This is a genomic window from Lichenibacterium minor (genome assembly GCF_004137685.1).
Taxonomy (GTDB): domain Bacteria; phylum Pseudomonadota; class Alphaproteobacteria; order Rhizobiales; family Beijerinckiaceae; genus Lichenihabitans; species Lichenihabitans minor.
Genome location: NZ_QYBB01000007.1, coordinates 108268 through 122647, shown reverse-complemented (window position 1 = coordinate 122647; position 14380 = coordinate 108268). Strand labels below are relative to the sequence as shown.

Here is a 14380-nt window from a genome sequence, read left to right as displayed (position 1 = left end):
GAGGGCCTGCGCCGTTCTCGCCCGCGAGAACGGCGCATCGTCATTCCGCTCGGGCGTATCGCGCTTTCAGGAAGTCGAGCGTCGACCGGATCTTCGGTGTGAGCACCGCGATGTCGGCGTAATTCTTCGCGACGAGCTCGTCTGCCGGGGAGGCGTGAGACGTCGTGTTGCGGTGGTCGAGCATGTCGAGCCACGTCGCTTCCTCGTGCAGCCACCCGACGCGGAACGCTTCCTTGAGACTGTCGCGTGGCGTCTTCGGCGACAGCCCCTCGAACTCCAGGGCGCGCTTCAACGTCTTCCACATCAGCTCGGCGACGATCTCGAAACGGTGGATCGTGCCTTCGAAGACCAGTTCCTGATCGATCGGCAACGTCAGCGCTTTTTCCAGGTTGACGACGGCTTTATCGAGGTTCGCCAAGCTGTCCCCCAGCTTACGAGCGCTCATAGATCGTTCTCCCCTGCGCCATCACCTGCGACCGTAGCGCCGTCGGCATGTCTTCGATGCGCGTCACCGAGATCTTGAACAGCGTCCGCGTCGTCGAAACGGCGTCCCGCAACCGCGCCACGCCGGGTGCGTCGAGGTCGGGCGCCGAGATGGCGAGGTCGATGTCGGACCGCTCGTCCTCGTCGCCAACGGCGCGCGAGCCGAACAGCACGATGCTGCGCACGGCCGGCACCGCCTTGATGAGGTCGAGCGCGGCTCCCGCGCTGTCGGGGATGCGGGCCATCGATGGGGCGATCCTGTTCCGGTTTCGAGCCTGCCCGCGACGCTACACGGACGCCGGCCCGGAGGGGACTCCCGTCATCGCCACCCGATACCGCCCCGCGATCCCGTCCCCCGCAAATCCCTATTGGCCCCGCCCACCCGCCCGCCGTACACGCCCGTCAAACAGACGCGGCCCGGTCGAGGCTGCCGCAGGGAGGGGACGCCCCGTGATCTCCAACTACTACATGCCGACCCGCATCGTGGCGGGCTCGGGGTCGCTCGCCACGGTCGGCCGGCTCGCGCGCGACCTCGGCATGACGCGGGCCCTGGTGGTGTCCGACCCCGTCATCTCGGCGCAAGGCTTCCACGCCGACGCCCTGGCGGCGCTGGGCGAGGCCGGCATCGCGACGGCGCGCTTCGACGAGTGCGGCATCGACGCCCGCTGTTCCCACATCGACGACCAGGGCGAGCGCGTCCGGCGCGACGGCATCGACGGCGTGATCTGCATCGGCGGCGGCTCGGTGATGTGCACCGGCAAGGGCATCGCCATCGTGGCCACCAACCGCAAGCCGATGGCGGAGTGCACGGGCGTCGGCAACTTCGACAAGCGCGCCCTGTCGATGATCATGGTGCCGACCACCGCGGGCTCGGGCTCGGAAGTGTCGCAATGGACCATCGTCAAGGACGAGGCGCGCCACCTGAAGCTGCTGGGCGGAGGCCCCCTCTCCTTCCCCGATGCCGCCATCCTCGATGCCGTGACGCTGCGCTCCCTGCCCATGCGGGTCGCCGCCCTGCCGGCCGTCGACGCCCTGACGCATGCCGTCGAGGCCTACCTGTCCGCCATCGGCTCGCCCCTCACCGATGCGATCGCGATCGGCGCCGTGCGGCTGCAGTTCGGTTCGCTGCGCGCGTCCATCAACTCGGACGACGAGCGGGCGCGCGAGGACAACCTCGTCGCCTCCTGCATGGCCAACGTGGCCTGCGGCAACGCCCGGCTCGGCCACGGCCACGCCCTGTCGCTGCCGCTCGAAGGGCATCTCGACCTGCCCCACCCCTACGGCGTCGGCGTGCTGCTGCCCGAGGTGACGGCCTTCAACCTCGCCGTGCTCCCCGCCAAGGTGAAGCCGCTGGCGGAAGCGCTGGAGGTCGAGACCCTGGGCCTGAGCCGCGGCGAAACCATCGCGGCCTGCGCCGAGGCCATCCGCGACCTTTACGCCGACATCGCCTTCCCGACCCGGTTCACGCCCGAGCAGCTGCCCGCCGGCCGCGTGCGCGAGATGGCGGAGCGCGCCGTGCCGGGGCTCTACGCCGGCATCGCGGCGCGGGACTACGACCACACGACCGCGCGGGACGCGACCGTCATCGCCTGCCCGTCGGCCCGCAAGATGACGGTGCTGCAGGCGCAGGAGATGTTCGAGCGCTGCCTCGCGTGACACCATGCCCGGCCAGGCGCGCCACAAGCGCCGGCCCCCGGAGGAACCGCCCGTGCCCGACCTGATCCTGCACCATTACGACCTGTCGCCCTTCGCCGAGAAGGTGCGGCTCGCCTTCGGGTTGAAGGGGCTGGCCTGGCGTTCGGTCGACATCCCGGTCTGGCCGCCCCGGCCCGACACCGTGCCGCTGACGGCCGGCTACCGGCGCGTGCCCGTGCTGCAGGTCGGCGCGGACGTCTACTGCGACACGCTGCTGATCCTGCGCGAGGTCGACCGCCGCTTTTCTTCCCCCGGCCTGTTCCCGGGCGGGAGCCGGGCGCTGGCGGCGGGGCTGAGTTCGTGGTGGGACGTCGGCACCTTCCTGCCCGCCGCCAAGCTGGTCACCTCCATCATCGGCGACCACCTCCCGGAAGCCTTCCTGGAGGACCGCATCGCCTTCATGGGCGAGGACTTCAGCCGCTCGGCCTCCTTGAAGGAGCTGCCGCGGAACCGCCAGCGCGTCGCGGCGCAGATGACCGCCTTGTCCGAGATGCTCGGCGACGGCCGCCGCTTCCTGCTCGGCGACGCGCCCTCGGCCGCCGACCTCACCGCCTACCACACGCTGTGGTTCGTGCGGAAGAACGGCGGCGCCGAGGCCGAGGCGCTGCTGCCCTTCGCGCCGCTGCTCCCCTGGATGGAGCGGATCGCCGCGCTGGGCCACGGCACCCGCGCCGACATGGCGCCGGCCGAAGCCTTGGAGGTGGCGCGCTCGGCCGAGCCGGAGCCCGTCGGCGCCTTCGCGGACGACGCCTCCGGGCTCGAGGCCGGCGCCGCCGTGTCGATCCTGTCCGACGGGGGCAACGACCCCATCCGCGGCACGCTGGCCCATGCCGACGCGGACGAGATCGTCATCCGCCACGAGGGCCCGCGCACCGGGGCGGTCCACGTCCACTTCCCCCGCCTCGGCTACAGCGCCGTGGCGGCGTGAGACCCGCGCATGAAGATCCTGTCCAACAGCACCAGCCCCTTCGCCCGCGTGGCCCGCATCGCCCTCATCGAGAAGGGCGTGTCGGCGGAAGGCCTGCGCATGATGAACCCGTGGGGCGAGGATGCCGAGATGGCGCGCCTCAACCCCGCGTCGCGCGTGCCGACGCTGGAGCTCCCCTCCGGCGTGCCGCTGACCGAAAGCCTGCTCATCCTGCTGTGGCTCGAGAAGACGAGGCCCGAGCCCTCGCTGCTCGGCTCCGGGGCGGACCTCGACGGCATCATGTCGAAGGCCGGCCTCGCCATGGGGGTGATCGAGGCCATGGCCAACCTCGTCACCGGCCGCATGCAGATCGACCCGGGCTTCGAGGGCGCCAAGGTGGGCCGGAAGCGCGTCGGTACCGTGGTGGAAGGCTTCCGTCGCCTCGAGGCCGACCCGCCCGCCTATGCGGGCGGCGTGCCCGACATCGCCGTCCTGGCGACGGTCGTGGCCGTCGACTACCTGCCCCTGCGCTTCCCGGACCACCCCTGGGTCGAGCCCATCCCGAAGCTCCAGGCCCTGCGCGACGCCGTATCGGACCGCCCCGCCTACGCGGACACCAAGCCCTACGTGTGAGCGGGGCGCCCTCCGTCCCGGGACCGACGACACATCAGGAGAGGACCACGCCCATGGGCGACCGCGACGCCGACAAGCAGCTCTGCCGCGATTACTTCGACGCCTTCCGCCGCGCCGACGAGGCCTGGTGGGCGGCCCATGTTTCGCCCGACTTCGTCCGCCACGACCCGGGCCTGCCCTTCGCCGTGCGCGGCCCCGCCGGCCTGCGGCAGCTCGCCGACGCCCTGCTCCCCGGCATCCCCGACATGGAACTCCCCATCGAGGACGTCGTTGCGGAAGACGGCAAGGTGCTGGTGCGGTTGCGCGTCGTCGGCACCCACGGCGGCGACCTGATGGGCATCCCGGCCACGGGCCGCCGCATCGACATCGCCGTCATGGACCTGTTCCATGTCCGCGACGGCATGCTGGTCGAGCATTGGGCCCTGCTCGACGGCCTGACCATGCTGAAGCAGCTCGGCGTCACGGCGATCTGAGCGACAAGGGGAGGACGACCATGCGTCTCGCAGGCAAGACCGCGCTGGTGACGGGGGCAGCCTCGGGCTTCGGCGCCGAGATCGCGCGGGTCTTCGCGCGCGAAGGCGCGAAGGTGCTGATCCTCGACCTCGACGGGCCGGGCGCCGAAGCGGTGGCGGCCGGGATCGGCCCCGCGGCCCGCGCCGTCGCGGGCGACGTGACCCGCCGCGCCGACGTCGACCGCGCGCTCGACGCCGCGGCCGAACTCGACGGCGGCGCCTTCGACGTCGTCGTCAACAACGCCGGCTGGACGCACCGCAACAAGCCGCTGCTGGAGGTGACGGAGGACGAGTTCGACCGCGTCTACGCCATCAACGTGAAGTCGATCTTCCACATGGTGTCGGCCGCGGTGCCGCGCATGAAGGGGCGCGGCGGCGCGATGATCAACGTCGGCTCGACGGCGGGCATCCGGCCGCGCCCCGGCCTCACCTGGTACAATTCCACCAAGGGCGCCGTGAACCTGCTCACCCGGTCGCTCGCCGTCGAACTCGCGCCCGAGCGCATCCGCGTGAACTGCATCGCGCCGGTGATGGGCGCGACGGGGCTGCTGGAATCCTTCATGGGCATGCCGGACACGCCGGAGAACCGCGCGCGCTTCATCGCCGGCATCCCGCTCGGGCGCCTGAGCGAGCCGAAGGACATCGCCAATGCGGCGCTCTACCTGGCGTCGGACGAGGCCGAGTTCATCACCGGCGTGATCCTCGAGGTCGACGGCGGCCGCACGATCTAGCCCGTTTCGGCGGGCCCCGGCCCTTCGCGGGGCCCGGGGCAGCGCCCCGACCCCGCCGAAGGGCGAGCCGTTTGGATTCCAGGACCCGGAGGCCGGCATGGGCGTCACCGCAGAACTCTCCGCCTTCGTGGCCGGCCTCCGCGCCGACGCCCTGCCCCCGGCCGTCGTGGAGCGCACGCGCCTGCTCGTGCTCGACCTGGTCGGCAACGCCGTGCGGGCGCGCCACGACGCCGAAAGCACGCCCAGCCTGCTCCGCGCCGTCGAAGCGCTCGGTCTCGCGTCCGGCCCGGCGCGCGTCTTCGCCGACCCGCGCGGCTACGCCCCCGCCGGCGCCGCGCTGGTCAACGCCGTGCTGGGCCATTCGCTCGATTTCGACGACACCCACGCCGAAGCGGTCCTCCACCCCGGCGCCCCGGTGATCCCCGCCGCGCTGGCCGCCGCCGAGATGGCGGGCGCGTCCGGCGCGGACGCCCTGGCCGGCATCGTGGCGGGATACGAGGTCGCGCTGCGGCTGGCGCTCGCCCTGCCGGCCGGCGCCCATTACGACCGCGGCTTCCACCCCTCCGCCACCTGCGGGGCCTTCGGGGCGGCGGCGGCCGCGGCGCGGGTGTTCGGGCTCGACGCCGCCGGCGTCGCGTCCGCGCTCGGCATCGCGCTCAGCCAAGCGGCGGGCTCGCTGCAGTTCCTCGCCAACGGCGCCTGGACCAAGCGCTTCCAGGTCGGCTGGGCCGGCTTCGCGGGGCTGACGGCCGCCACGCTGGCGCGCGAAGGCTTCAAGGGCGCCGCCGAGCCGGTGGAAGGCCGCCACGGCTTCCTGCGCTCCTACGCGCCCGACCCCGATCCCGGGCGCGTGTGCGGCGACCTCGGCTCCGCCTTCGAGCTGATGGCGACCGGCGTGAAGCCCTACCCGTCCTGCCGCTGGGGCCATGCCGGGATCGATGCCGCCCTGGCGCTGCGGGCGGAGCTGGGCCTGCGGCCGGACGAGATCGAGTCCGCCGTGCTCGGCGTGTCGCGCGCCGGCGCGCTGCTGGTGGGCGAGCCCGCCGCCCGCAAGGCCGATCCGCGCAACGTCGTGGACGGCCAGTTCTCCGGCCCGTTCGTGATTGCGGTGGCGCTGTCTACCGGCCGCATGGACTGGGACAGCTACCGCCTGCTCGACGATCCCGCGATCCGCGCGTTGCTGCCGCGCGTGACCGTGGAGGTCGACCCCGAGGCCGAGGCGGAGTTCCCCGCCAACATGGCGGGCAAGCTGACGCTGCGGGCGCGCGGCGGCGTCTTCACGCGCATGGTGGCGGTGCCGCGCGGCGAGCCCGCGAACTTCCCCGACGCGGCGGCCTTCCGGGCGAAATTCGCCGGGCTGACCCGCGCCGTGCTGGGCGAAGCCGCCGCCGACGTCCTCGCCGCCGACGTGCTGCGCCTCGACGCCCTGCCGGAGGCCGCGATCCTGCTGCGCGGCGCGCCGGAGCCGCGCGGCGCGCAGAAGCGCGCGGCAGCGTGAAACACATCGGCGTTCCACCCTGTTTCCCACGTCGACCCCTTCGTCCCGAGCGGCGCGCTCCTGCGCCCTTCGATACGGGCTCTGCGGACCCTGCCCGGGATGAGGGAAGTGGGTGTGTCCCCCTGTCGAGACCCGGCCCATGACCCACGACACCCCGTCCGTCCCCTATGCCGACATCCGCGAGGAGGTGGCCAAGCTCTGCTCGGCCTTCCCGGGCGACTATTGGCGCAAGCTCGACGGCACCCGCGGCTACCCGACCGCGTTTGTGACCGCCCTGACGGAATCCGGCTACCTCGCGGCGCTGATCCCCGAGGACTACGGCGGGGCCGGCCTGCCGCTGTCGGGCGCCGCCGCCATCCTCGAGGAGGTGCAGCGCCAGGGCTGCAACGCCGCCGCCTGCCACGCGCAGATGTACGTGATGGGCACGGTGCTGCGCCACGGGAGCGAGGCGCAGAAGCGCCGGTACCTGCCGGAGATCGCGGCCGGGCGGCTGCGCCTGCAGGCCTTCGGCGTGACGGAGCCGACGTCGGGCACCGACACCACGGCGCTGCGCACCACGGCGCGGCGCGTCGGCGACAAGTACGTCGTCAACGGCCAGAAGATCTGGACCAGCCGGGCCGAGCATTCCGACCTGATGCTGCTCCTCGCCCGGACCACGCCGCGCGACCAGGTGGCGAAGAAGACGGACGGCCTGTCGGTCTTCATCGTCGACATGCGGGAAGCGCTGGGCCGCGGCCTGACGATCAAGCCCATCCGCACGATGATGAACCACAATTCCTGCGAGGTGTTCTTCGACGACATGGAGGTGCCGGCCGAAAACCTCGTCGGCGAGGAGGGCCGCGGCTTCCGCTACATCCTGTCCGGCATGAACGCCGAGCGCATCCTCATCGCGGCCGAATGCATCGGCGACGCCAAATGGTTCGTCGACAAGGCCAGCGCCTATGCGAGGGACCGCACGGTGTTCGGCCGGCCGATCGGCCAGAACCAGGGCGTCCAGTTCCCCATCGCCAAGGCCTACGCCGAGATGCGCGCCGCGGAACTGATGGTCCGCGAGGCGCTCAGGCTCTACGAGGCCGGCGCCAACCCGGGCGCCGAGGCCAACATGGCCAAGATGCTGGCGGCGGACGCCTCCTTCGCGGCCGCCAACGCCTGCATCCAGACGTTCGGCGGCTTCGGCTTCGCGGAAGAATACGACGTCGAGCGCAAGTTCCGCGAAACGCGCCTCTACCAGGTGGCGCCGATCTCGACCAACCTCATCCTGAGCTACATCGCCGAGCACGTGCTCGGCCTGCCGAGGTCGTATTGATGGACATCGACCACCTGCGCGGCTGGATCGGCCGCACCCACGAGGCGGAGGACCTCGTCACGCCGCGGCTCGTCGCGCAGTTCGGCGCCACGTTCGCGCCGGACGTCTTCGCCGTGCCGGAGGGCGATGCGCCGGTCGGGTTGCACTGGTGCCTGGCGCCGCCCGCCGAGCCGATGGCGGAGCTCGCCGCCGACGGCCACGCCGCCAAGGGCGGTTTCCTGCCGCCCATCCCCCTGCCCCGCCGCATGTGGGCCGGCGGCGCCGTCGAGACCCTGGCGCCGCTCCGCCTCGGCGACCCCGTGGTGCGCCGCTCGACCGTCGAGGACGTGTCGCTGAAGCACGGCCGCTCGGGACCGCTGGTCTTCGTCGCGGTGCGGCACGAGGTGTCGACCCCGCGCGGCCTCGCGCTGCGGGAGCGCCACGACATCGTGTACCGCGACGCGCCCGCCCCCGGCGCGGCCCCGCCGCCCGCGCCGGCGCCCGCCGAGCCCCGCGCCGCCGACCTCGCCTGGGCGGTCGAGGGCTCGCCCGTCCTGCTGTTCCGCTATTCGGCGCTGACCTTCAACGGCCACCGCATCCACTACGACCTGCCCTACGTCACGGGTGTCGAGGGCTATGCCGGGCTCCTGGTCCACGGCCCCATCCAGGCGACGCTGTGCTTCAACCTCGCCGCCGCGCTGCTCGGCCGAGTGCCGCGGCACTATGCGTTCCGCAACGTCATGCCGCTCGTCGCCGGGCCGGTCTTCCGGGTGGCGGGTGTGCGGGGCGCGGACGGCGCGGTGCGGTGCTGGACCGAGGGGGCCGACGGACGGGCCAGGATGGAGGCCGAGGCGAGCGTGTGAGGCGGGGCCTCGGCGGCCCCGAGGGACGGCTTGCCACGTGGATATCGCTCGAGCCGCGACAAGCCTGTAATCCGACGACGAGCAGCGCACGGTTCAATTTAAGTGGTCTGTTTTAGAAAATCTGTTTTGGATGGTGGGTCCTGAGATGCAAAATGAACCGTAAGAGCGGTCTGTTTGGAGCATATGCATGAGAGACCGATGCGAAGCGGAGTCCCTATACACTCATGATGATGAAAGAGGCTTAAGGAGCTATGCTAGACGCGGTAGCTCGGTCTGAGAGCATGCGTGACAGGGGTGGAGGCGGAGATGCATGGTGCCTTTCGTTGGTCCGCTCGCATCTTGCTCATAATTGTGGTTGCCGGATTTTCGAGCGTAGCCACTACATTCTATTTGAGTTTCAGACCTTATCCGACGGTCCCGCTCACCAATGATTTGGCTCCAGGTCAAAAAGGAACATGGAGCGAGGTTAGCGCGAGTTTCGATAATCGATTGAAGGCGCATTTTCCGATTGGATCATCAGAGAGTGCGATGGCAAACGAGCTTCGCAAAGAAGGGTTCACTCGCGACGACTGGATATCCTCCTCTGATAGTGAGCATGAAGCCGTTCGGCGCGAAGACAATTGGGTTTGCAACCAAGCTGCTCACGTCTATTGGCGAGCGGACGCATCGGGTATCCTGAGTGCCGTACGTGGAGTCTATCGGTCAGAGGGGTGTTTGTAGGATAACCTATCGCGTTCTTCAATCTCTGCGCGATAGTTCGTTTTGAGTGTACCCTAATCAGACCGACGGATGCGCGCTTCAGCATCCATCCCTCGCAGGGTCGCATCATCGCCATCGGGTTTCCTTCTCCCGAAAGCCGCCAGGCCGATTTTTCCCTTCTGCGCATCGGAGGTGAGCGCGCTTCTATCACGCCACTCCGGGCGGGCGCCGCCGGCCCGCCGCCTTGACGCCGCCACACCTCCCCCGCCACCTTCATCCCATGAGACAGCAATCCCTCGACTTCCTGCGCCGCATCGCCGACGCCCCCTCGCCCAGCGGCTACGAGCAGCCGGCGGCCCGCATCTACCGCGCCTACACGGAGCCCTTCGCCGACCGCGTCACCACGGACGTGCACGGCTCCGTGTCGGCGGTGCTGAACCCCGGCGCGTCCGTGCGGATCATGCTGGCCGGCCACATGGACGAGCTCGGCTTCATCGTCCACCACATCGACGACCAGGGGCAGCTCCACTTCCGCACCATCGGCGGCCACGACAGCGCGGTGGCGATCGGCCAGCGGCTGTGGGTCTACGGGCGCGAGCGCATCGCCGGCGTCATCGGCCGCACCGCCATCCACCTCCAGAACGAGGAGGAGCGCAAGAAGAAACCCGAGATCAAGGACATGTGGATCGACATCGGCGCCGCCACCCGCGCCGAGGCCGAGGCCGCCGTCAGCCTGGGCGACGTCGCCACCTACCAGTGCGAGTTCCAGCCGCTGATGAACGACCGCGCCACGGCGCGCGGCTTCGACAACAAGATGGGCACCTTCGTGGTCGCCGAAGCGCTGCGGCTGTTGAAGGAGGACGGCGGCCTCCACCCGGACGTGGGCGTCTACGCGGTCGCGACCGTGCAGGAGGAGATCGGGCTGCGCGGCGCCCGCACGGCGGCCTACGGCATCGCGGCCCAGACCGGCCTCGCCGTCGACGTCAACCACGCCACCGACTACCCCGGCGTCAACAAGGTGCTGCACGGGCATCTGGAGGTCGGCAAGGGCCCCAGCGTGTCGCGCGGCCCCAACACCAACCCCGTCACCTTCGAGCTGATCACCGCGGCGGCGCGCGAAGCCGGCATCGCCTACCAGGTCAGCGTCAGCGCGGCCGGCACCGGCACGGACGCCAACGCCATGCAGCTCAACCGGGCCGGCATGGCGACGGGCCTGCTCGGCGTGCCGCTGCGCTACATGCACACGCCCGTCGAGTTGCTCAGCCTGAAGGACGTCGAGGACTGCGCCCGGCTGATGGCCGGCTATTGCCGCCAGGTGAAGCCCGACACGGACTTCACGCCGCGCTGACGACGGGCGCTCGCCTGCTCCCGCCGTCGTTTCGGGTCGCCGCTCCGCTCCGCCCGGGACGGCGGTCGAGCGGGCGCAGCCGCGTCGAGAACCCTCGTGGAGCTCCGCCCCACGACGCCCCGCCATAGGCCGTGGGCCTCCGGCCTCACCGCACCGCGTAGAACTTGCGCCGCATGCTGTCCGCGATCGCGCGGAAGCGCGCGTCGCGCTCGGGTTCGCCGAAGCGCAGGCCCACGTCGCGGTCGCGCCGCCACACCACCGTGGCGGCGAGCAGGTCGCCGCTCTGGTCGTCGTAGACCAGGATGCGGGACGGCAGCGCCAGGGGAATCGGCAGCCGCATCAGGCCGCCCTGCGCCGAGCGGTTGGCGATGAGGCATTCCACGAGGAACTGCCCGTCCGCCCCCACCACCTTGCCGGAGCGCAGCCGCGTGCGGCGGCGCACCATGGCGCGACGCTCGCCCCCGGCCGCCACGGGCTCGCGGATCACCGCGTAGGTGAACTCGCCCGATACCGCCCCCGCTTCCGCGAGCCGCCGGGCCGCCACCACCGGAGGGGCCGTCACTGGCCCAGGAGCCCGGGCCGCACGCCCGGCACCAGACCGAGCGCCGCGCTCCGCCCGGCGGCCCGGCGCGGCAGCTGCGCTTCCGCCAGCGCGCGGGCGAGGCGGTCGAGCGCGCCGGCCCGGTCCGCCACGGGCTCCTCGAAGAGCACGGCCCGCACCGCCACCTCGTCGCCCCGGGCGCCGAGCAGCAGGTCGAAGAACACCGACACGAGCGGGTGGCGGAACTCCAGCCCCAGCGTCACCAGCGGCAGGCTGTCCCAGGCGAGGTCGACGCAGGCCGTCCAGGCGGAGATCAGCGTGCCGTGCTTGAAGAACAGCTCGGCCGAGGACTGGATCAGGTCCTCGATGGCGGGGAACGAGCCGAAGCGGATGAAGCTCACGAGATCGACGGGGTCGATGGTGCGCAGGTCCGCCGCGACGTCGCGCAGGCTGTCGGCCAGCACCGCCGCATAGGCGCCATCGTGGGGTTCGGCGAGGTAGGTCAATTCATCACCGTCGGGCCAGGGGATGTCGGGCGGCGGCTGTCGCGGGACTGGACGTAGTGGATCACTTCCGCGACTGCCTTGTAGAACTCGGCGGGGATCAGTTCGCCCACTTCGACAAGGTCGTACATGGACCTTGCCAAGGGCTTGTTCTCGATGACGGCGATGCCGTGCTGGCCGGCGATTTCGCGGATCTTCAGCGCCAGGAGGTCCTGGCCCTTGGCGATGACCACCGGCGCGCCGCCTTCCTCGCGCTTGTAGCGGAGCGCGATGGAGAAATGCGTCGGGTTGGCGATCACCAGCGTGGCGCGGGGCACGTCGGCCATCATGCTGCGGCGGCGGCGGTCGAGCGCCAGCGACCGGCGCTTGGCCTTGACCATCGGGTCGCCCTCGTTCTGCTTGTGCTCGTCCTTGACCTCCTGGCGCGTCATCATCATGCGCTTGCGCCATTTCACCCGCGTCAGGGCGATGTCGGCGAGGCCGACGAGCAGGAAGGCGGCGGTGACGCCGGACAGCAGCTTCACCAGCAGCGCCAGCACGCGGTCCGGCACCAGCGCCGGCGATACGAAGATCGTGTCCGCCACCGTGTCGCGCTCGGCCGCGAGCACCAGCGCGGCGACGCAGCCCATGATGAGGAGCTTGGCGACGCTCTTGGCGAACTCGATCGCGCCGGCCTTGCCGACGAGCTTGGCAAGGCCGGCGGCCGGCGACACCTTGCTGAGCTTCGGCGCGATGCGGTCGAGCACCACCGACGGGGCGTTCTGGGCGAACGACACGCCGAGGCCCGCCACGAGAAAGATGGTGAAGACCGGGACGACGAAGCTCGCCGACGCCCCCATCAGCACGCCCAGGAGGTCGCCGGCGTCGGCCCCGTTGTTCAGGCGCCAGCGCGCGGGGTCCTCGAAGAGGTGGGCCAGCGTGTCGGCGAGGCGGGCCGCGCCGTCGCGCAGCGTGAGGGAGCAGACCACGAGGGTCGCGGCGAGGCCGCCGAGCAGCGCCGCCTCGCGCGATACCGGCAGGTCGCCGCGCTCGGCGGCCTCCCGGAGCTTCTTCTCCGTCGGCTCGAAGGTCTTGCCATCGTCGTCCCCGGCGTCCTCGCTCATGGGTCCCCACGCAACTGTTGGGCGCGGCCTGCCGGCCGATCGGTGGAAGCGCGGTCCCGCGAGGAAGCGCGCCCGCTGTGACGGGGGCCGGTCACGCCGCCTCGGCCGTGAGCTCGATTTCGCCGAGCGAGGACAGCTGCAGCACGGTGGTCGAGATGGCGCGGCGCGCGGCCGCGATCTCCTTGGCGGATCCGCCTTCCCCGTTGAGCTCGTTCTCGATGAGGCGGCGGGCGCGGGCGCCCAGCGCCGCCAGCACGCTGTCGCGGAAGGTGGCGTCGGTGCCGCGCAGCGCCATGGTGAGCTGCTCGGTCGGCACGCGGTCGAACAGCACGCTCTTCGACTTCGCCGGCAGGTTCACCACGTCGTTGAAGGAGAACATCTTGGAGCGCAGCGCCGCGGCGTCGACGGGCTTGGCTTCCGCGATGGAGCTCAGGACGTCCTCGGCCTGTTCCGGCTCCATGCGGTTGAGGATGTCGGCGACGCGCCCCTGCGAGTTCGCGCCGGCGTCGCGCGGCGGCCCGTTGAGCAGGTCGTCGCGCAGCTTGTTTTCCAGGATCTTGATCGTCGCCTCGCTGACCGGCCGCAGGGCCAGCATGCGGCGGGTCAGCGCGTTGCGCGACTCGCGCGGCAGGATCGCCAGGGTCTTGGCGGCCGCCTCGGGGGTGAGCCGGGCCAGGATCAGCGCCGCCGTCTGCGGATGCTCCTTGCCCACGTAGGCGGCGAGGTCGGCCTCGGGCAGGCCGGACAGGCGCACCCAGGTGGACGAGTTGGACGAGCCCAGCACGTCCGACATGATCTCCGCCACCTGCTCGGGCGGCAGGACGCCGCCGAGAAGGTGCTCGACCTCGGCCGCCGTGCCGCGGAGGTCGACGCCGCGCGAGAACTGCTGCGCCAGCTCCTCCACCAGCGTTTCGAGCGCCGTGATCGGCACGGCGCCGAGCGCCGCCGCCGAGCGCGTGATGGTCTTCAGCTCGCCGGGATCGAAGTGCTTGAGCAGGCGGCTCGCCAGCGGCTTGCCCATGGCGAGCAGCAGCGCCGCCACCTTTTCGGGGCCCGTGAGCGTGCGGTGGTCGTTGAAGGCCGCGATGGCGGTCGACATGGCGCGCGCCCCGCCGTCAGAGCTTGCCGGCCTGGCCGACGATTTCGGTCAGCGTGACGCCGAGCCGGTCCGCGTCGCCCTCGATCACCGTCATGTCGCCCCGCGCGATGACGCGGCCGTTGACCACGATGTCGACGGGCTGGCCGACGCGGTGGTCGAGCGGGATCACGGCGCCGCGGCCGAGCTTCATGAGGTTGGCGACCGGCATGGAGGTGCCGCCGAGCACGACCTGCACCGACAGGGGGATGTCGAGGATCGCGCCGAGGCCCATGGCGGGTTCTGGGGGCGAGACGGCTTCGTCGAGCGACATCGGGAGCACCTGGCTGGATCGGGCGGGGCGGCGAGGCCCCCTTCGCGATCACGCTAGGTCAGGAGGCTTGCGCGAAGGTCGCGGCGGAAACCTTAACGAATTCATCATGTTTTCGGGACCGCCCGGCTCCGGCCGCACCCGCCTCGGCCGCGCCCCGGGAGCCCGCCGGC

The 14380-nt window shown here is 71.3% G+C and carries 16 protein-coding genes; 9 read left to right on the top strand and 7 right to left on the bottom strand.

The window, feature by feature from the left end; translation table 11 throughout:
• Positions 1-40: 40 nt before the first annotated feature.
• Complete coding sequence (locus D3273_RS08640; protein WP_207210741.1) at positions 41-418, bottom strand: HI0074 family nucleotidyltransferase substrate-binding subunit; 378 nt, start codon at positions 416-418, stop codon at positions 41-43.
• Positions 419-431: 13 nt separating this feature from the next.
• Positions 432-728 carry a nucleotidyltransferase domain-containing protein gene (locus D3273_RS08635; protein WP_129225496.1) on the bottom strand — a complete coding sequence of 99 codons (297 nt, stop codon included), beginning with the start codon at positions 726-728 and terminating at the stop codon, positions 432-434.
• Between the two features lie 205 nt (positions 729-933).
• On the opposite strand from D3273_RS08635, the gene D3273_RS08630 reads away from it, so the two are divergent.
• The 9 genes from D3273_RS08630 (at position 934) to D3273_RS08590 (ending at position 10654) form a co-directional block, all read left to right on the top strand.
• Positions 934-2139 carry an iron-containing alcohol dehydrogenase gene (locus D3273_RS08630; RefSeq protein ID WP_129225494.1) on the top strand — a complete coding sequence of 402 codons (1206 nt, stop codon included), beginning with the start codon at positions 934-936 and terminating at the stop codon, positions 2137-2139.
• A gap of 52 nt (positions 2140-2191) precedes the next feature.
• A complete protein-coding gene (locus tag D3273_RS08625; protein WP_165359426.1) occupies positions 2192-3106 on the top strand; it encodes a glutathione S-transferase family protein in 915 nt (304 codons plus the stop codon).
• Positions 3107-3115: 9 nt separating this feature from the next.
• The gene (locus tag D3273_RS08620) at positions 3116-3718 is read left to right on the top strand and encodes a glutathione S-transferase family protein (protein ID WP_129225490.1); all 603 of its coding nucleotides are present in this window, start codon (positions 3116-3118) and stop codon (positions 3716-3718) included.
• Between the two features lie 53 nt (positions 3719-3771).
• Positions 3772-4191 (top strand): ester cyclase, encoded by a 420-nt coding sequence (locus tag D3273_RS08615; RefSeq protein ID WP_129225488.1) that lies wholly within the window; start codon positions 3772-3774, stop codon positions 4189-4191.
• A 20-nt stretch (positions 4192-4211) separates the two neighbouring features.
• Positions 4212-4961 carry a glucose 1-dehydrogenase gene (locus D3273_RS08610; RefSeq protein ID WP_129225486.1) on the top strand — a complete coding sequence of 250 codons (750 nt, stop codon included), beginning with the start codon at positions 4212-4214 and terminating at the stop codon, positions 4959-4961.
• A 97-nt stretch (positions 4962-5058) separates the two neighbouring features.
• Complete coding sequence (locus D3273_RS08605) at positions 5059-6459, top strand: MmgE/PrpD family protein (protein ID WP_129225484.1); 1401 nt, start codon at positions 5059-5061, stop codon at positions 6457-6459.
• A gap of 139 nt (positions 6460-6598) precedes the next feature.
• Entirely contained in the window at positions 6599-7765 is a 1167-nt protein-coding gene (locus D3273_RS08600) for an acyl-CoA dehydrogenase family protein (RefSeq protein WP_129225482.1), read from the top strand.
• Positions 7765-8607, top strand: a complete 843-nt coding sequence (locus D3273_RS08595; RefSeq protein ID WP_129225480.1) for an HTD2 family dehydratase — start codon at positions 7765-7767, stop codon at positions 8605-8607. Before D3273_RS08600 ends, D3273_RS08595 begins: the two co-directional genes overlap by 1 nt.
• Positions 8608-9586: 979 nt before the next feature.
• Positions 9587-10654 (top strand): M42 family metallopeptidase, encoded by a 1068-nt coding sequence (locus tag D3273_RS08590; RefSeq protein ID WP_129225478.1) that lies wholly within the window; start codon positions 9587-9589, stop codon positions 10652-10654.
• Positions 10655-10799: 145 nt separating this feature from the next.
• Here D3273_RS08590 and D3273_RS08585 read toward each other — a convergent pair whose 3' ends face one another.
• The 5 genes from D3273_RS08585 to fliN all read right to left on the bottom strand — a co-directional run bounded on the left by D3273_RS08585 (position 10800) and on the right by fliN (position 14210).
• Positions 10800-11216 (bottom strand): hypothetical protein, encoded by a 417-nt coding sequence (locus D3273_RS08585; protein ID WP_129225476.1) that lies wholly within the window; start codon positions 11214-11216, stop codon positions 10800-10802.
• Complete coding sequence (locus tag D3273_RS08580) at positions 11213-11701, bottom strand: hypothetical protein (protein WP_129225474.1); 489 nt, start codon at positions 11699-11701, stop codon at positions 11213-11215. The genes D3273_RS08585 and D3273_RS08580 overlap by 4 nt, the downstream gene beginning before the upstream one ends.
• The gene (locus D3273_RS08575) at positions 11698-12801 is read right to left on the bottom strand and encodes an EscU/YscU/HrcU family type III secretion system export apparatus switch protein (RefSeq protein WP_129225472.1); all 1104 of its coding nucleotides are present in this window, start codon (positions 12799-12801) and stop codon (positions 11698-11700) included. Before D3273_RS08575 ends, D3273_RS08580 begins: the two co-directional genes overlap by 4 nt.
• Positions 12802-12892: 91 nt before the next feature.
• Positions 12893-13900 (bottom strand): flagellar motor switch protein FliG, encoded by a 1008-nt coding sequence (locus D3273_RS08570; protein ID WP_129225470.1) that lies wholly within the window; start codon positions 13898-13900, stop codon positions 12893-12895.
• Between the two features lie 16 nt (positions 13901-13916).
• On the bottom strand, positions 13917-14210 hold the full coding sequence (fliN, locus tag D3273_RS08565; RefSeq protein WP_129225468.1) for a flagellar motor switch protein FliN: 294 nt from the start codon (positions 14208-14210) through the stop codon (positions 13917-13919).
• Positions 14211-14380 lie beyond the last annotated feature (170 nt).